Below are 18,799 nucleotides of genomic sequence, written 5' to 3'. Positions count from 1 at the left end.
TACCGCTTAGACACTACTTTTTATTTTGGATTTTGATCAAACGTTTGTTCAATAAACAATAGACCATCCCTGTGTTGCCAAGAGTTGTTCAAACCGTTATCCCTTGCAATTTTGTCTTTTTCAACTGTAATTGTGAATTTATCTATTGCAATTGTGAACTTATCTATTGCAATTGTGAACTTATCTATCATAAATGTGACGTTATCAACCTTAAGTGTGAATTTATCAACCTAACACCATTTTGTTAAAATTTAATACTACCGTAAGATTCCTTCCTCCTCTAGGGAGGTACATCCAAACGTTTGTTTAAATTTCTAGATAATTGCTTGGATGAATGTAAAAACGCTAAGTCATATGAACTGTACACCTTTTAATGACTCTTTGAAAATTGCTCCGCTTCGGTTGATCCTTTTAATGCAGTTGTTGAAGACGTTCCTCCTGAGATAACCATTGAAACTTCATCAAAATAGCCTGTTCCTACTTCTCGTTGATGTCTTGTAGCGGAGTATCCGTATTGTTCACTGTCAAACTCTGCTTGCTGCAGTTCAGAATAGGCAGCCATACCGCGATCTTTATACCCTCTTGCTAACTCAAACATGCTATGGTTTAGTGCATGGAAACCTGCAAGTGTAACGAATTGGAATTTATAGCCCATTTTACCGAGCTCCTTTTGGAACTTCGCAATTGTTTCATCATCCAGTTTCTTTTTCCAGTTAAATGATGGTGAGCAGTTATATGCTAGTAGTTTTCCAGGATATTTTTCATGAATTGCTTCAGCAAATTTGCGTGCTTCCTCTAGGTTCGGCTCTGATGTTTCACACCAAACTAAATCCGCATATGGCGCATAAGCAAGACCTCGGGAAATTGCTTGATCGATCCCTGCTGCTGTACGGAAGAATCCTTCTGGTGTTCTATCTCCTGTAATGAATGGCGCATCGTATGGGTCAACATCACTTGTGATAAGATCTGCTGCATTCGCATCCGTGCGGGCAACGATTAGTGTTGGTGTTCCCATTACATCTGCTGCAAGCCTAGCAGATATTAAATTACGGACTGCTGTTTGCGTTGGAAGCAGCACTTTTCCTCCAAGGTGGCCACATTTCTTCTCTGAAGACAATTGGTCCTCAAAATGAACTGCTGATGCACCAGCTTCAATCATTCCTTTCATCAGTTCGAATACGTTCAGTTGCCCACCAAATCCTGCTTCTGCATCAGCAACAATCGGTACGAAAAAGTCGATAGATTCATCTCCTTCTACGTGATGCACTTGATCTGCCCGCTGCAGTGCTTGATTGATTCGCTTAACAACAGACGGAACTGAGTTCGCAGGATACAAGCTTTGGTCAGGATACATATGGCCTGATAGATTGGCGTCTGCCGCAACTTGCCAACCACTAAGGTAAATAGCTTTCAACCCAGCTCTTACTTGCTGCACCGCTTGATTCCCAGTCAAAGCGCCCAGTGCATTAATATAATCTTCTGTATGAAGATGGTTCCAAAGCTTTTCTGCGCCGCGTCTTGCTAATGTATGCTCAATATCAATGGATCCTCTTAAACGGATCACATCTTCTGCCGAATACGTGCGTTCTACTCCATTCCAACGTTCATCCATATCCCAATTTTCTTGTAATTTTTGCACGCGCTCATTATTTTTTGTCATTATCAATCTCTCCTTTTATAAATAATTTTTATTATTAGTTTGCATACCAAAGGTCTGTCCCCGAACGTATTAACGCATTAAAGTAATTTTCTCGTTATTAGTTTTCTAGTATTCTGTAGCCTGGGTGTGTAAGGAATTCTGTAAAGTTGTTGTCTTGGATGAGTTGATCGAATAGTTGAGCTGCTTCGTTGAATCGTCTTTCGTGGTAGACTGAATCGCCTAGTTGTTGTTGTAGTTTTGTTAGTTCTTCTTGTTTAATTGTTTCATAGAGTGGTAGATTTACGTTTCTTCCATCATCTAATATCCCTTCTGGGTGACGGATCCATTGCCATACTTGAGCTCTAGAAATTTCTGCTGTTGCGACATCCTCCATTAGATTGTTGATTGGCGCCGCTCCTTGACCGCTTAACCACGATGAAATATATTGAATCCCGACTGTAATATTTTGACGTAATCCTTCTTCCGTAATTTTCCCCTTTGGAACTTCTAGTAATTGTTCTGCTGTTACTTCCAAGTCTTCTAACTGCTTTTTATCTATTTGGTTTTCTTCCGGCATTTCATTATTAAATACTTCCATTGCCACAGGTACAAGCCCAGGATGAGCTACCCATGTACCATCATGGCCGTCACGAGCTTCTCTTTCTTTATCTGCCTTCACCTTCGCAAAAGCTTCTTCATTCTTTTTCTCATCATTCTTTACCGGTATTTGAGCTGCCATTCCTCCAATTGCTGGGGCTCCTCTCTTATGACATGTTTTAATTGTCAGTAAGGAGTATGCTCGCATAAATGGAACAGTCATTGTTACACTGGAACGGTCTGGTAAGATCACCTCATCTATTTCCCGCAGCTTTTTAATGTAGCTGAAAATATAATCCCAGCGTCCGCAGTTTAACCCTGCTGAATGCTCTTTTAATTCATACAATATTTCATCCATTTCAAAAGCAGCGGAAATAGTTTCGATTAATACCGTCGCTTTTACTGTACCTCTTGGAATTCCAATGTATTTTTGAGCAAATATAAATACATCATTCCACCACCTAGCTTCAAAACAGCTTTCTAGCTTAGGTAAGTAAAAGTATGGACCTGAGCCATTTTGTACTAACCGGTTAGCATTATGAAATAAGAATAATCCAAAGTCTACTAAACTAGCTGTAATAGGTTTTCCATCTAATAAAATATTTTTTTCCTCTAAATGTAATCCCCTAGGCCGAACAATTAATACAGCCGGGTCATCTTTTAATTCATATTTCTTTCCATTGTTGTTGGTGAATGAAATCTTTCGGTAAACAGCATCTCGTAAGTTTACCTGACCTTCTATCACATTACTCCAGGTTGGAGAGGTCGCATCTTCAAAACAAGCCATAAAACATTTTGCTCCAGAATTCAATGCATTAATGACCATTTTTCTATCAACAGGACCAGTAATTTCTACTCGGCGGTCACGAAGATCCTTTGGAATCGGACTGATTTTCCAATCACTTTGTCGAATAGATTCTGTCTCTGGAAGAAAGTCAGGTAGTTTTCCTTCATTAATGCTTTGTTGCTTTTTCTCTCTGTTTTGTAACAGCTGTTTTCTCTTTTCACCGAAGCGTCTTTCCAACTGTTCCAAAAATTGCAATGCTTTCGGTGTCAAAACCTCTTCAAATCCGGGCTTCATTGCTCCTCTTACCTTTATTCCCACTGTTTGTGTGGACATCTAATACCACCACTCCTTTTCCTCAAAATAATATTCATGATGTCTCTTCAATGTATTATGTTATATTACAGAATATTTTGATATGTTTGTATTATATAACAGTTTACTTTAAAACGGAACACCCTTTTTAAAATTTTTGTTCGACAAATTTTAAAAAGCAAAAAAGAAGGTCCGTCCCTCATTGCTTTAAAGCAACGAGGGACGGACCTCTAAATGTTTTGAATGTTTCTAAACGAGTACTGATTGCAGGATTGCCTTTTGAACATGTAGTCTATTTTCAGCTTGTTGAAAGACGACGGAATCCGGTCCGTCAATGACAGAGGCTGTTACTTCTTCTTCACGATGAGCCGGTAGGCAGTGCAAGAACTTCACTTTTTTAGAAGCGTACTGTAATAGCTCATCATTTACTTGATAAGGCATGAACACCTTCATTCGCTCTTTTGCTTCTTCCTCTTGCCCCATGCTCGCCCAGACATCCGTATACACAATGTCTGCACCTTTTACTGCTTGCACTGGATCGTGTTCGACTACAACAGAACCACCATATTTATCAGCAATAGCCTTCGATTTCTTTACAACTTCCTCATTTGGTTCATAGCCTTTAGGACAGGATACTACTACCTCCATCCCCATCATGGCGCATAAAATCATGAAGGAGTGTGCTACATTGTTCCCGTCACCGATATACACTACTTTTAACCCTTTTACCATGCCCTTTAGTTCAAAAATTGTAAGCACATCGGCAAGTGCCTGACAAGGATGATACATGTCACATAGTCCGTTAATAACAGGTACACTTGCATGCTCAGAAAGCTCTTGAATTTTTTCATGTTCAAATGTCCGAATCATAATGGCATCTATATAAGAAGACAGCACTTTAGCTGTGTCCGCAATCGATTCTCCTCTTCCAATTTGAATATCGCGAGAGTTCAGGTAAATAGCATGCCCACCAAGTTGCAACATCCCAGCTTCAAAAGAGACACGAGTTCTCGTTGAAGACTTTTCGAAAATCATTCCTAACGTTTTCCCTTTTAAAATATCGGAAGTAGGATTTTTCTTTAACCACTTTGCAAGCGATAATAATTCTTTCACTTCTTCTTGCGAGTAATCGAGCCATGTTAGTAAATTTCTGTCTTTCAAGGAAAAATTATATGATTTAACTGCAGCACTTTGGTTATTCATTCTTACCTCACTCCTTCAAATTTAGTAGATGTTGTTAATGAAACAGGCTCTGCTCCTTTTATTGCTCTGCTTTTAGAGAAAGCGAACAATGTTTCTTTTTCTGTTATAACCGTAACTCCTTGTTCTAGAGCCTTGATTCTTCTTTGTTTCCCTTCTTCTGTGTTTACGTCACTATAAAACAAACTTGCATTCTCCGCCTCGATCCACGCTTCAAAATCGGAAGAGTTACTCGTATCAAAACTTGTCAGTGACGAATCAATGGAGTCAACCATTACTGTCCCACCATTATCAATACTATGATGGAGTACCTCAAATACCTTATATAATGCTTCTTCTACTGTTTTACCAACACACATTCCTTCGCCAGTCGATTTCATATTTGCTCCCAACAATAGATCTATTTCTGGGTGGGCATGGGTGGAGAACACCGGAAATTTCACTGCTACTATTTCTTGTTCAAACGTTTGATCAAAATGATTTACCGTCTTCGATTCATCACATAGTATTTCTGTTGCTAAGTCGATTAAAGAAATACCCTTAACTTTACTGATAATAGGAATGGTACGGCTTGCTCTCGGATTAACTTCCAGTACGAGTACTCGATTGTCTACAATCAGAAATTGAATATTCATAATCCCTTTATAGCCCAATGCAGAGACAATTTTATTTGCATACTGTTCTATCTTGGTAGTCACTTTATCTGATAAGTAGGTAGAAGGAAAAATTGCCATACTATCTCCAGAGTGGACTCCTGCTCTTTCGATATGTTCCATCACACCAGGAATCCATGCTTTATTGCCATCCGCGACAAGATCCACTTCTGCTTCTTTTCCAACCATGTATTCATCTAGTAGAATTGGAAAGAAGGATTCATCTGCTTCTTGTAAAAATTGATGAAGTTCATTGGCGTTAGTAACTTTCACCATCCCCGTCCCACCAATAACATATGAGGGGCGACAAAGAAGCGGATACTGCAAATCACTTGCTACTTTCACTGCTTCCGCTTTGCTATGACAAATATCCCCCTTCACATGAGAGATTTGTAGTTCATCCAGCAATGCATAAAATAACTCTCGATCCTCTAATTTATCTAAAATACCAGAAGATGTGCCAAGTAATTTTACCCCTGCCTCTTCAAGAGACTCTGCAAGATTAATAGCTGTTTGACCACCAAATTGTACAAGGACTGCATCAATCTCTTCATGCTGAATAATAGATAAAATATTTTCTTTTGTCAGTGGTTCAAAATATAATCTGTCCGCTGTTTCATAATCCGTACTAACAGTCTCCGGGTTATTATTCACCATTACCGCCTTCCAACCCAATCGCTGCAGTGTTTTGATTGCTTTCACAGCACTATAATCAAACTCAACACCTTGGCCAATCCTTATCGGCCCTGCCCCGACAATGAGTGCCTTTTTCTCCCCTGCCAACGGCTGTATCTCATTACTTCCAAAATAGGTGGAATATGCATAATTCGTTGCTGCTTCAAACTCGGCAGCACAAGTGTCAACCATTTTGTAACTTGGGCTCAATCCAAAGTGACTCCGTAAATCTACAATTTCTTTTTCTTCTACACCTGTTAAAAAAGAAATAGTTTTATCATCAAATCCAAATCGTTTCGCCTTTAAAATCTGCTCTTTTGTTAAAGCATTTTTCCCATTTAAATTCAGCTGTTCCTCGAGAGTAATTATATTTTTTAAGATAGATAAAAAGAATAAATCTATCTCTGTCTCCTGGTGAAGTTTATCAATAGAAGCACCACGCTTCATAAGCTCGAATAAAGCAAAAAACCTTAAATCTGTTGGATGCTGAATACACTCTTTCAATTGCTTTTCTGTATAATCTTTCGTCTCCTTCAAACGTAAACCAATTGTATCTAGTTCAAGAGATTGTACTGCTTTTTGAAAAGCTGCCTCAAGTGTCCGTTCAATTGCCATAACTTCACCCGTTGCCTTCATTTTCGTTCCTAACACCCTGTTCGCCGTTGGGAATTTATCGAATGGCCAACGAGGAAACTTCACGACAACATAGTCAAGGGCTGGCTCAAAGCTCGCATAAGTAGTGCCTGTAAGTGGATTGATTAACTCATCCAAAGAATATCCAACTGCAAGCTTTGCAGCCATTTTGGCAATTGGATACCCCGTTGCTTTTGATGCAAGTGCAGATGAACGACTGACACGTGGGTTTACTTCAATAACATAGTAATTTTTACTAGCTGTGTCATAAGCAAACTGAATATTACAGCCTCCAACAACTTCAAGGGAAGAAATAATATGAAAAGCAGCTTTTCGCAATTGATGGAATTCTTCATCCGTCAAGGTTTGAGAAGGAGCAACGACAATTGAATCTCCCGTATGCACGCCAACTGGGTCGAAGTTTTCCATGTTACAGACGGAGATACAATTCCCCTTGCTATCACGCATTACCTCATACTCAATTTCTTTGTATCCGGCAATACTTTTCTCTACAAGAATCTGACCGATTGGACTTGCTTTTAATCCACTTTGTACAAGCTGCAAATATTCCTTCTCATTTTCAGCAATTCCACCACCTCTTCCTCCTAACGTATAGGCAGGTCTCACAATAATGGGAAAAGGAATTTTTTCTGAAAATTGAATAGCCCCTTTTACATCAGTCACAATCTTGCTTTCTGGAATCGGTTCATCTAATTGATTCATTAACGTTCGAAACTGTTCACGATCTTCCCCTTTTTGGATGGACTCTACCGATGTACCGAGTAACTTAACACCATACTTTTCAAGTACTCCTGCCTCTGATAATGCAACCGCTAAATTCAACGCGGTCTGCCCACCAAGATTCGCTACCAAACCATCGGGTTTTTCCTTTTCAATAATCTTTGTCAATGTCGATACCGTTAATGGTTCACAATAAACCGTATCAGCATTATTTGTATCCGTCATAATTGTTGCAGGATTATGATTTACTAGAACTGTTTCGTACCCTTCTTCCTTCAGGGCAAGACACCCTTGTGTGCCAGAATAATCAAACTCCGCCGCTTGCCCGATAATAATCGGACCTGAACCAATAATTATTATTTTTTGTATTGTAGAATCTTTAGGCATACAGTTTTTCTCTCCCCAGCTGTTTAATACTGTTAAAAAATTCATCAAAAATCCAAGAGGCATCTACTGGTCCAGGATGTGCTTCTGGGTGGAATTGAACAGACAAAATTGGTTTTTCATTATGCTTCATTCCTTCTACGGAACGATCATTCACATTAATAAAGCGAGGAATTAAATTCGTTTCTTTAAGACTGGCATCATCCACGACATAATTATGATTTTGTGAAGTTAGGAAAACCTTCCCCGTCTTATCATCACGTACAGGATGATTGGCACCGCGATGCCCAAATAATAACTTCTTCGTATTTCCACCAAGTGCTAAGGCAATCAATTGATGACCTAAACAAATGCCTAACGTTGGGAGCTGTAGGATTTTTTCTTTTAAAATCAATAAAATCCGCTTCATCTCCTTTGGATCACCAGGACCATTTGAAAGCACCATCCCATCCACCTTAAGAGAATGTAAAATGGAGATCTTGTCATACGGTACAACCGTTACTCGACAATTCCGATCTAATAAACTGGATAAAATTGATTTTTTCACCCCAAAATCAATCAATGCAATATGAGTGTCTCCAGAACCATACATTTCAACTTTGCTGCCTACAACCTTGTCAATTTGACCTACTAGGCTAGCAGAAGAAGGCGTAGCCGGCTTATGAGCAGCAATACATGCATTTTGAGAACCCTTTTTACGAATCGATTTTACAACTTCTCTAGTATCAACACCTGTCATATAAGGAATTTGCCACTTCTCTAAATACTCTCTAAGTGAAACTTGAGCGGCATAATGAGAAAAATGATCGGTACATTGTAGCATAATCACGCCACTCACCTGTGGCTTTGCACTCTCGAAGTCACTCTCATTTATACCGTAATTACCGATTAACGGATACGTAAAAACGACAATCTGATCTTTATAAGATGGGTCTGTTAATACTTCTTGATACCCTGTCATTCCCGTAAAAAAGACAATTTCACCTTGAACTGCTTCCATCGTAGAGACAAATGCTTCTCCTTCAAAATTGCTACCATCTTGGAGACATAAAAAGCCCTTCATATTTACACCTTCTTGTGATGAATTTTTATTAATCTACTATTATTTTTATACAATCCTACATAAAAAAATTTTTATATAAAATTGCACTGTTTTGTTTTTGGATTTGTGCCTCACACTACTAACTGGACACTTTTCTTTAATTTCTGGACATTTCCGTGAACTTACTGGACATTTTTCTTTCGTTTCCAGACACTTTTCTAACCTTACTGGACACATTGCTTAGATTTCTAGACATACTGACTTTTATTGGAAGATACCCCCAACACCTTTAATAACTTCTCACTTGCCTCTTGTAATTCCTCCTCCGTGACAGTTAACGGTGGCAATAATCGAATAACACGAGGACCAGCTGACAATGCAAGCAGCCCTTCTTCTCTTAATTGATCAAGTAGGTGTTTCACTTCTGTTTCTAGCTCAATTCCAATTAAGAAGCCTTTTCCTCTAACCTCTTTAACAGAAGGAACTGTTTTTAATTTTTCTTTTATATTACCAAGAAAGGCTTCTGCTTTTTGTTTTACCTCTTGCAGGAACTCTTCCTGAAAAATCGTTTCTAGCGTTGCCTGTGCTGCCGCCATCGCCAGTGGGTTGCCTCCAAAGGTCGAGCCGTGTACACCGGCAGAGAAGGATGGGATAAGGTCCGCTTTTCCAAGCATAGCTCCTACGGGAAATCCACTCCCTAGTCCTTTCGCAGTTGTGATGATATCGGGAGAAATGGAGTAATGTTGATAAGCAAATGGAAGTCCTGTTCGACCTATTCCGGTTTGCACTTCATCAACGATAAGGAGTGCTCCAAGCTGTTTACACTTTTGTTCTACCGCTTGTAAAAAGGATTGCGTACCTGGATTTACTCCGCCTTCTCCTTGAATGACTTCGACGATAATAGCCGCTATGTCTTCTCCTCCAATACCTTCCACTGCTTCGATATCGTTATATGGAAGATAGTCAAATGACGGAAGCAACGGACCAAAGCCACCATGGATCTTTTCTTGACCAGTTGCACTCATTGTCGCAAAAGTTCTACCATGAAAGGATTGCTTGAAACTAATGATAGTTGATTTTCCTGTATGCTTTCTTGCCAATTTTATTGCGGCTTCATTTGCTTCAGCGCCGCTATTGCAGAAAAAAACGGCGTCTGCTGAGCTATTTGCTACCAATAACTCGGCTGCTTTTTCTTGATTAGAAATGGTAAACAGGTTGGATACATGCCAGATGGATTGTAATTGTGTTTCTATCGCCTTTTTCACCTCTTCTGGAGCATGACCAAGATTACAGACAGCAATCCCAGATATAAAATCAAGATAAGACTTTCCGTTATGATCTTCTACTATTGTTCCGTTTCCTGACACTAACTCAAGTGGCAGGCGGCTATAGGTAGGGAATAAACTACTCACGATTTGACCACATCCTCTTCTACTGTAATGACAGTTCCATTTATATTTCCATTCTGATATATAGGTTGTTCTCCACTAACAATGACTACTTCTTTTAATATGGAAGATAAAGATGATGTTGCTGCTTTTACTTTCGGAATCATTCCTCCATAAATAACTCCCTTTTCCATTAATTCATTTGTTTCTTGTTTTGTTACTTTTGAAAGAAGTGTTCCTTCTTTTAAAATTCCCGGTACATCTGTCACAAACAACAATTTTTCTGCCTTTAGAGCATTGGCAATAGCAGATGCTCCTAAGTCAGCATTTACGTTTAACTTTTCTCCATCCTTTGAAATGGCTAATGGAGCAATAACAGGAAGATACTTAAGAGAAAATAATTGCTGAATTAATTCCACATTGACCTTGTTTATTTCTCCAACCAATCCTAATTTTGCTTTATTTATAGGAGTAGCTGTTAAGAGTCCTGCATCGTACCCTGTTAATCCGATTGAGCTGATTCCATAAGACCGAAGTTGACTTGTTAAATGCACATTTACTTTGCCGCCAAGCACCATTTCTACTACCGATAATACATCCTCTGTTGTTTTCCTCTGTCCTTCTACAAATACCGATTCAATACCAAGTCCATTTAGCAATTTGGATATTTCCGGTCCGCCTCCATGGACAATGACACAATCATAATCTTTCTGGATTTCTTTCAGGCTTGTAAAAAATGTTGCTGATAATTCATAAAGAATACTCCCACCAAGTTTAATGACCATAACTGGCTTTATATTGTTACGTTCGGTAGCTTGCGTTAATTTTGACATAGTCATAAGTTAAGTCACACCCCCAAGCCTTACCTACTCCAGTGCCGATATGAAGAGCAATTTTGATCTCTACTTTTTCCCCTTTCATATACGAACTAACAATGTCCTCTGAAAAAGCTTGCGGGGTTCCTTGATGGAAAACAAGTGTTTCTCCAATATAAATATCACATGTTTCTGGATTAACTGTTGCATCGCTATGGCCGATTGCCCCAATAATCCTTCCCCAATTCGCATCTGCCCCATAAACAGCTGTTTTTACTAGATCAGAACCAACAACCTTTTTGGCTATTACCCTTGCTTCATCATCCGTATAGGCATCCACTACTTCTACTTCTACCAACTTTGTTGCACCTTCTCCGTCTCTTGCAATTTGTTTCGCCAAATCCTCGCAAACAAGCTGGAGTCCTTTTTTGAAGGTTTTCCAATCAGGATGCTTCTCATCTAATGTCTTGTGTTCCACCATTCCGTTTGCCATCACAAGAACCATATCATTTGTAGACGTTTCCCCGTCAACGGTAATTTGATTGAATGATTGATTAATAGCTTCACTCAAAGCTACTTGTAGTTTTTCCGAAGCTATCGTTGCATCTGTTGTAATAAATCCAAGCATTGTCGCCATATTCGGGTGAATCATTCCAGATCCTTTTGCAGCACCACCAATAGTAATTATTTCTCCCTCAATCTCTAGTTGGTAACAAGCTGACTTTTCCACCGTATCCGTAGTTAGTATAGCTTGTTGAAATGATTGAGCACTGTCTTCATTACTTTCTACCATAACCTCGCTACAGCCTTTTTCAATTTTATCCATTGGTAGCCATTCCCCAATTACTCCGGTAGAGGCAACAGCAATAAACTCTTCTGGAATTTGGAAGCGATCTGCAATCAAATGCCTTGTCGTGTAGGCATCTTTTAATCCTTGTTCTCCTGTACAAGCATTTGCTACTGCACTGTTAACAACAATTGCTTGAAGCATTTGTTGTTGACTGATACTATCCTGTGTCACTTTAAGCGGAGGTGCTTGGAAATGGCTCTGTGTATAGACAGCCCCGCAACTTGCTGGTTTTTCACTATAAATCATTCCAAAGTCCTTTTTAGCGTAACGAAGACCAGCATGAATACCACCTGCTTTAAACCCTTTTGCGGAAAGAATTGTTCCCTTTTCGACTTTTTCAATATGTTCTATACCAAGTGTTTTCATTTCTCCTCTTCCCCCTGAAAAGTTATCCCGCTTTAACGGTTAATAAGGTCCCACTTTATGGATAAATTGGAAACTGCGTAAGACCCGTTGTTTCTTCCAAACCAAACATTAAATTCATATTTTGAACAGCCTGGCCTGCTGCACCTTTAAGTAAATTATCAATGACAGATACGATTGTGACTCGATTTGTCCGTTCATCAAGCTCTACAGCAATATCACAATAATTAGATCCATAAACATCTCTCGTACTAGGAAAAGAACCTTTTTTCCTCACTCTAACGAATGGAGAACTTTCATATATAGATTGATAGTAATCTTGCAAACTCTCTGTATTCCAATCTTTCAAAAGTTCCACATACATTGTCGCCATAATCCCTCTAGTCATCGGAACAAGATGGGTAGAAAAAGTAATCTTTTCTTTCTTACCACTCCACCACTGCAATTGTTGTTCAATTTCTGGAATGTGCTGATGTTGATGTACTTTATATATTCGGAAATTCTCTTGCGATTCAGCAAAACTGCTCGTTAATGATGCCTTTTTTCCTGCCCCTGATAAACCTGACTTAGCATCTATAATGACCGATTGCGATTTTATCTCTTCGCTGTTTACTAAAGGAGCTAACCCTAATAAACTGGCGGTCGGATAACATCCTGGGTTTGCAACAACATCTGCCTTTTTTATTGCTTGCTGGTTCCATTCTGATAATCCATATACAGCATTATCTAGAAGTGCTGCAGAAGCTGGATTTTTACCGTACCATTTTTCATACTCGCCTGGCGTTTTCAATCGTAAATCGCCAGAGAGATCAATCACCTTCGCTTTACTACCAGTTAGCTCTGGGACTAACTCTTTTGAAATTCCTGAGGGAGTCGCTAAAAAAACAACATCCAATTCTTTTTTCATTTCTTCTGCATTAATAGCATTTATTTGCTCACCGGATATTTCTTGAAGATGCGGGAAAATTTCCGTATATGCAACTTTATCCAAGCTAGATGAATAAACATTACACATCTCCACTTCTGGGTGATTTGCTAACAAACGATACAACTCCACTCCACTATATCCTGTTGCTCCTACTACTCCTACATTCAAACCTTATCACCTGCGCCTAGTTTTTTAAGATAGTTCTTATTATATGACTGTATAAAAACAAAATCAACAGTATAAATATAAATAGTTAATAAATTTTGATACTTCTTTAAATAGGAATGATAAAAAACATGATTTTATTGAAATATAAAATAAAAGGCTCTTTTCTCATAGGTTGTTGTTTTTACTTATATATTGAGCCCGTTGATTTTCGCTACGGGCACTTGACTCAGTAAGTTAAACTTAGTTTTTCATTAAAAAGCAACAAACTTTACAAAAACAGCCAAATAAAAAAAGACGCTTGAATTCCTCAAGCATCTAATTGTGAAAGAAGATAGTCTGAATCTATTCCCCAACGAAGCGCAGATCCTTCACGTTCTAGTACAAATAAAAGCTGTTTTGTTTCTTTACTATTATCTTTATAATAAAGCTTTGCTCGAACTGGGATTTCGGTAATCATATACTCATTATTATCATTTTTACTCGTTCTGACATCTAATATTTTCATGATACTTATTTCTTTTAAAACTTTATTAAACCGATGATTGTTTTTCATTTCCGTAACGGTTAAGTCCAAAATATCTTTATCCCTATTGTTGATAGCTGTTTCAAAAACATAAATAACTTCTTCAGGTTCTAGAGCACGTAAGTAACTTTCCAATCTTCCTCCAGCTTTTAATATCATTAGCTTATGAGCGAGATCAGCATGTTTAGTTTTATGTGTCGTGCTTCCCCAAAAGTGAATACAAAAATGACCTGGAAACCCATTTTGTAGCGCACCTGCACCGTGAGGCATTCCATGCATAGAAGCTGCAAGTAGTTGGTCATCTACAAGAACCAAAATTGATCTTCTTTTCCAACTCCAACTTCCCCTGTATATTTTTTTCATCATTTTTGTATCTTTTTCTGTAAGAGGTTGGACATCGGCATGCTTATTGCCAGCTCTTCTTTGCACTTTAAATTGGTGGCCAGTGGTTACATCAATAACCGTAAATTTCGATCCCTTTGGAATTAACTTATCCGCTTTACTCCAAGGAAGAATTTCTCCTGAAAAACTTGTTGGATTATCAGTATCTGCTAAATCACTAGCATTCGTTATCTCCGCTGGGGAAATTAATACAAGGAAAATAACAAAGACGGTTACTATTAATTTCGCTTTGTGCATTTTTACTCTCCTTTTTTTCTTATTATTTGAAAGGAGCTATTTTCGATTACTAATAATTTTTGGGAATTTTTATCTTCTTTCTAATTTGTATGATACCGTTCTTATCTACTCATACTAGCTTTAGGAGGCATGCGTTCATGAAAATCCCCTTAGCTCTTTTATTACTTTTATCTTATAATTTTATTGGTTCCTCACATCCCACTTTACTCATCATCGATGAAAATAGTGAGATGTTTAACGTGAGACGTGAAGATGTTGCTCTACCTTTTTTAGATGAGCCACTAATTGATAAGCATAAATATGAACAGCTTCTTGAACAATTGGAAGATCAAGTCTATATCCCTCCGATAAATGCCAGTATTGATGAAAATGGACAAATCATCCCTGGACAATTAGGTCAGCAGTTAAATAAAAAGGAATTCACCAAACAGTTTTACAAGTATTTTTATGGTGATATAAAAAAAGGTATTATAGTACCCACTTTAAACATTCATCCAAGGGTTGACAGTGAACTCCTTGCAAATATTCGCACAAGGCGCATTGGGCAATACACTACTTATTTCAATAAAAACAATAAAGAAAGAACAACTAATATCTCGCTTGCCATTGAAGCAATTGATAATCATGTCATCTTTCCTGGCGAAACCTTCTCGTTTAACAAAGTAGTTGGTAAAAGAACAAAAGAAAAAGGGTATTTACCTGCTCCTATCATTATTAAAGGAGAGTTATCTGAAGGTATTGGTGGAGGAATATGCCAAGTGTCATCAACATTATTTAATGCGGTGGACAAAGCTGGTGTAAATATACTGAAACGTTCTTCTCACAGTCGGAACGTTCGCTATGTTCCAAAGGGTAGAGATGCTACTGTCAGTTGGTATGGCCCCGATTTCTCCTTTCAAAACCAGTACAACCAACCATTGCTATTAAGGGCAAAAGTATACGGAGGACAAGTCATGATTTCGGTGTATTCTTCTGATGTTATCAATTATGATCCCCGTGAGGTTCCCGAAGCATCGAAGTTTCCTTTTGAAGAAACGGAATTAGACTTTGATGTTGATAGCCATGAGTAAAAGGTGCAATACACAAAAACTCCCTTATCGATCGATAAGGGAGTTTTACTATTTTCATTATTTTGTTATATCGTTTGCAGCAGCTTCGTCGAATTCTTTTTCCATCTCGTCTGATGGTCCCTGACCGACATTACTGAAAATAACGGCTGCGATCAACGCTAAAATGAAACCAGGTACAATTTCATATAACGAGAACGGAATAACACCAGAGTCTGTTAACTGTTTCCAAACAACAACCGTTACAGCACCTGTGATCATAGCTGCTAGTGCACCATTACGGCTCATACGTTTCCAGAATAGTGCAAGCAGAATAACTGGTCCGAATGCTGCACCGAATCCACTCCATGCATAACTTACAAGATCTAGAATACTAGAAGCATTTTCGTTTGCAGGGTTACCTGGGATTGCCAGAAGTACGGCAATAACAGCAATAAGAATTACTCCAAAGCGTCCAACCCATACTAGCTCCTTATCAGAAGCATTTTTACGAATAATTGCTTTATAGAAATCTTCTGCAAGTGCACTTGAAGAAACAAGTAACTGAGAATCAATAGTACTCATAATCGCTGAGAGGATCGCTGCTAATAGAATACCAGATACCCAAGGATTAAATAATACATCCACGAATAGAATAAATACTTTCTCCGAGTTATCAGCTGCGTCAGTAATTAATGGTGCATCTGCAAAGTAAGCAATACCACTCAGACCTACTAATACAGCACCAATTAAACCGATAATCATCCAAGTCATACCGATCCAGCGTGCCTTTGGTACATCTTTTGTAGATTTCAATGCCATAAAGCGTGTAATAATATGTGGTTGACCGAAATATCCAAGACCCCATGCTAGTAAAGAAATAATTCCAAGCCCTGTCATTCCAGTAAACGCGTTTAGATAAGTTGGATCAATTTCTCGAACTTGATCCATTGTGCTACCCCAGCCACCTACTTCTGTAAGTGCCACGATAGGTGCAACAATTAAAGCTAAGAACATTAGAATCCCTTGAATAAAGTCAGTCCAACTAACCGCAAGGAATCCTCCAAGGAAAGTGTAAGAAATGATAACAATTGCACCAATTAAAAGAGCACTGTTATAGCTCATATCAAATGATTCTTGGAAAAGAATTGCTCCACCTACTAATCCAGATGAAGTATAGAAGGTAAAGAAGACTAGAATAACTAAAGCGGAAATAACACGTAAAGCACGAGATTTATCTTTAAAACGATTTTCAAGAAAATCTGGTACTGTAATAGAGTCGCTTGCAACCTCTGTATAAGAACGTAATCTTGAAGCAACAAACCTCCAGTTTAAATAAGCACCGATGGTTAAACCAATTGCCAGCCAAATAGATCCAAGTCCCGAAGCGTATGCTGCACCAGGTAAACCTAATAATAGCCATGAACTCATGTCAGATGCCCCAGCACTTAGTGCCGCAACACCCGGTCCTAAACTACGTCCTCCAAGAACATAGTCTGATAAATTACTAGTTAATCTGTAAGAAATAATTCCAATCACTAACATTCCGACAAGGTAGATAATAAACGTAACTAAAGTAGCAGTATCCATATTGTAGTTAGCATTCCCCTTTCAAAGTATATTTTTAAAAATATGGCGCTTAGAAGTGCTTTGGTTGCGTGATAAATGACCCATACCATAAAACACTCTAGCAAATCTTTACCCTTGCATACTCATTGTAAACTTATTCACAGATTTTTTTCTAAAAGACAATTTCGCCTCTTGTGAAGAGTGAATCAAGCTTACAATGTTATTTATACTAACACACTATTCACTTTAGAACAAACCGAAAATTCCGAAAACATTTATCCAATGAATAATTATTCATTTATATTGTATATATTTTTAATAAGGTGCTTTATTCTCTATATCTATTCATGAAAATTAATAAAATTAAGTTGGACAAACTTCATAAATTTAACTTATTTTTTTCAATCCAGCCTATCGTTTACTATAATTCTTTTCTCCCCCATTTTACAGATTATTCCACACTTGTAGTTAAATATCTCCAATAGAACCTTGACTAGTTCTTATTTGCTAAGTAAATGAAGTAAATCTTTTATTTCGTTCTCTTTAGGTATATTCACACAGTTTATCTCAAAAAATAAAAGGGTGACTTAAATCGTTTATGATTTAAGTCACCCTTTTAAGATAAATGTCTACTCTATATGAGACTTCTTTGTATATCATTCTATTTTTTCATCCAAGGTTCTATTCATAAACATGGACATATGGATCTTTACTGTTAGGCTTTTTTAAGATTAACGCTTCTGGATTAGACGACGCAGTAATTAGTACCTCTACATTCCAATCAGCTGGAAACTGCTTTGTTATAAATGTAGAAAGATATTGTGTAAATCCAATTGTCTCTGCTTTCCCTTTAAATGTTAGCGGAATCTCTACCCTCAGTTCTTTCAATTTATCGTCTTGATAAAATGCCCTTCCTACCGTTCCTGTATAAGTAGGAAAGTATGTTTGAACCTTTGTCGCAAACTCTTCGAATACATTGACATCTTTTGAATGAGCACTTTTAGCTTCAGGAGATGGAAAAACAAAGTGACTTTCATTTACTGCTTCCCAATTTGAAATTGTACTTTCCTTTCCCTTCACATTGGTAAAAGCAAAATAACTTCCCGGCACAATCGAATCCCTAGAAGTTTGCTTAAAAAGAGCTATTGTAATCGGAACCCCTTGAAGTTCCTCTCTTTCTCTCAGCCTTTTCAAGACTTCACTAGCAATAGCAGCTCCCTGTTGTTTTATTGTTTCATTACTAATTGGCTCCGCAGATGTTGCTCCCGTAGAAGTTTGCGAATACTCAACTGAATTTAGCGCAAGTCCAATAGCTACTCCACCAAGCTGAACTTTATCGTCTTCTTTTTTTATTAAATAGTTATGCTCTATTATATGAGCTAGATAAATCGGTTCGTTCTGCCCTTTTTCTTCTACTGGATTTAATCCCACATTATCTGTGTCTTTCAGTTTTCTTTCTTTTAATTGTGCACTCGTATATTTCCGCTGTAACCATGAATCAATTGTCTCTTTTGAGAGAATTTGCCCTTCCTTAAATAGGTACGACTTAGTTGAGAACGTTTTTTTAGCCATTCTCAATAAACCAGTTTCAAATTCATTTAAGTCATATCGTGATTCAAGATTATTTACTACAACACCGCGAGTAGCACTTGGCTCATAGGGAAGAAGCGTTTTGTAATACTCCTCTGATATTTGATAACTTGGTATAATCGCCTTTTTCGATTGACTATCTTGATCTTCCTGAACGACTTGATCTTGCTTTTCAAACGTTGGTGCACATCCACTCAGCACCAATAAAGCAAGTAGTACAGCCGAAAGTCCTTTTCTCATGTTTTTAGTTACACCTC

General features: G+C 38.0%; 14 protein-coding genes. 1 reads left to right on the top strand and 13 read right to left on the bottom strand.

From position 1 onward, the window contains the following. Positions 1-20: 20 nt before the first annotated feature. The 11 genes from ACFSUL_RS20300 to ACFSUL_RS20250 all read right to left on the bottom strand — a co-directional run bounded on the left by ACFSUL_RS20300 (position 21) and on the right by ACFSUL_RS20250 (position 14,337). Complete coding sequence (locus ACFSUL_RS20300) at positions 21-191, bottom strand: hypothetical protein (protein ID WP_377938033.1); 171 nt, start codon at positions 189-191, stop codon at positions 21-23. Between the two features lie 179 nt (positions 192-370). Further along, positions 371-1,660 (bottom strand): isocitrate lyase, encoded by a 1,290-nt coding sequence (gene aceA / locus ACFSUL_RS20295; RefSeq protein WP_377938031.1) that lies wholly within the window; start codon positions 1,658-1,660, stop codon positions 371-373. Between the two features lie 97 nt (positions 1,661-1,757). Further along, complete coding sequence (gene aceB / locus ACFSUL_RS20290; protein ID WP_377938029.1) at positions 1,758-3,356, bottom strand: malate synthase A; 1,599 nt, start codon at positions 3,354-3,356, stop codon at positions 1,758-1,760. Between the two features lie 228 nt (positions 3,357-3,584). Further along, positions 3,585-4,538, bottom strand: a complete 954-nt coding sequence (argF, locus tag ACFSUL_RS20285; RefSeq protein ID WP_377938027.1) for an ornithine carbamoyltransferase — start codon at positions 4,536-4,538, stop codon at positions 3,585-3,587. Between the two features lie 2 nt (positions 4,539-4,540). After that, on the bottom strand, positions 4,541-7,624 hold the full coding sequence (locus tag ACFSUL_RS20280) for a carbamoyl phosphate synthase large subunit (protein ID WP_377938024.1): 3,084 nt from the start codon (positions 7,622-7,624) through the stop codon (positions 4,541-4,543). After that, positions 7,617-8,684, bottom strand: a complete 1,068-nt coding sequence (locus ACFSUL_RS20275; RefSeq protein WP_377938022.1) for a carbamoyl phosphate synthase small subunit — start codon at positions 8,682-8,684, stop codon at positions 7,617-7,619. Before ACFSUL_RS20275 ends, ACFSUL_RS20280 begins: the two co-directional genes overlap by 8 nt. 227 nt (positions 8,685-8,911) lie before the next feature. Further along, positions 8,912-10,075 carry an acetylornithine transaminase gene (locus ACFSUL_RS20270; RefSeq protein ID WP_377938020.1) on the bottom strand — a complete coding sequence of 388 codons (1,164 nt, stop codon included), beginning with the start codon at positions 10,073-10,075 and terminating at the stop codon, positions 8,912-8,914. Next, complete coding sequence (gene argB / locus ACFSUL_RS20265; RefSeq protein ID WP_377938018.1) at positions 10,072-10,890, bottom strand: acetylglutamate kinase; 819 nt, start codon at positions 10,888-10,890, stop codon at positions 10,072-10,074. Before argB ends, ACFSUL_RS20270 begins: the two co-directional genes overlap by 4 nt. Beyond that, positions 10,853-12,082 (bottom strand): bifunctional ornithine acetyltransferase/N-acetylglutamate synthase, encoded by a 1,230-nt coding sequence (gene argJ / locus ACFSUL_RS20260; RefSeq protein WP_377938016.1) that lies wholly within the window; start codon positions 12,080-12,082, stop codon positions 10,853-10,855. Before argJ ends, argB begins: the two co-directional genes overlap by 38 nt. A gap of 55 nt (positions 12,083-12,137) precedes the next feature. Beyond that, the gene (gene argC, locus ACFSUL_RS20255; protein ID WP_377938014.1) at positions 12,138-13,175 is read right to left on the bottom strand and encodes an N-acetyl-gamma-glutamyl-phosphate reductase; all 1,038 of its coding nucleotides are present in this window, start codon (positions 13,173-13,175) and stop codon (positions 12,138-12,140) included. A gap of 307 nt (positions 13,176-13,482) precedes the next feature. Continuing rightward, positions 13,483-14,337, bottom strand: coding sequence for a hypothetical protein (locus ACFSUL_RS20250; protein ID WP_377938012.1), 855 nt, complete (start codon positions 14,335-14,337; stop codon positions 13,483-13,485). 137 nt (positions 14,338-14,474) lie between these two features. Here ACFSUL_RS20250 and ACFSUL_RS20245 point away from each other — a divergent pair, with 137 nt between their 5' ends. Beyond that, on the top strand, positions 14,475-15,407 hold the full coding sequence (locus ACFSUL_RS20245; RefSeq protein ID WP_377938010.1) for a VanW family protein: 933 nt from the start codon (positions 14,475-14,477) through the stop codon (positions 15,405-15,407). A gap of 57 nt (positions 15,408-15,464) precedes the next feature. Here the strand turns inward: ACFSUL_RS20245 and putP are convergent, their stop codons facing one another. Then, the gene (gene putP, locus ACFSUL_RS20240; protein ID WP_377938008.1) at positions 15,465-16,973 is read right to left on the bottom strand and encodes a sodium/proline symporter PutP; all 1,509 of its coding nucleotides are present in this window, start codon (positions 16,971-16,973) and stop codon (positions 15,465-15,467) included. Between the two features lie 660 nt (positions 16,974-17,633). Then, a complete protein-coding gene (locus tag ACFSUL_RS20235) occupies positions 17,634-18,782 on the bottom strand; it encodes a CamS family sex pheromone protein (RefSeq protein WP_377938006.1) in 1,149 nt (382 codons plus the stop codon). Positions 18,783-18,799: the final 17 nt, after the last annotated feature.

It is taken from the genome of Bacillus seohaeanensis (assembly GCF_042684945.1).
Classification (GTDB): Bacteria; Bacillota; Bacilli; order Bacillales; family Bacillaceae_B; genus Rossellomorea; species Rossellomorea seohaeanensis.
Note: the sequence above shows the minus strand (reverse complement) of the source record. Positions and strands in the feature narration are given on the sequence as shown.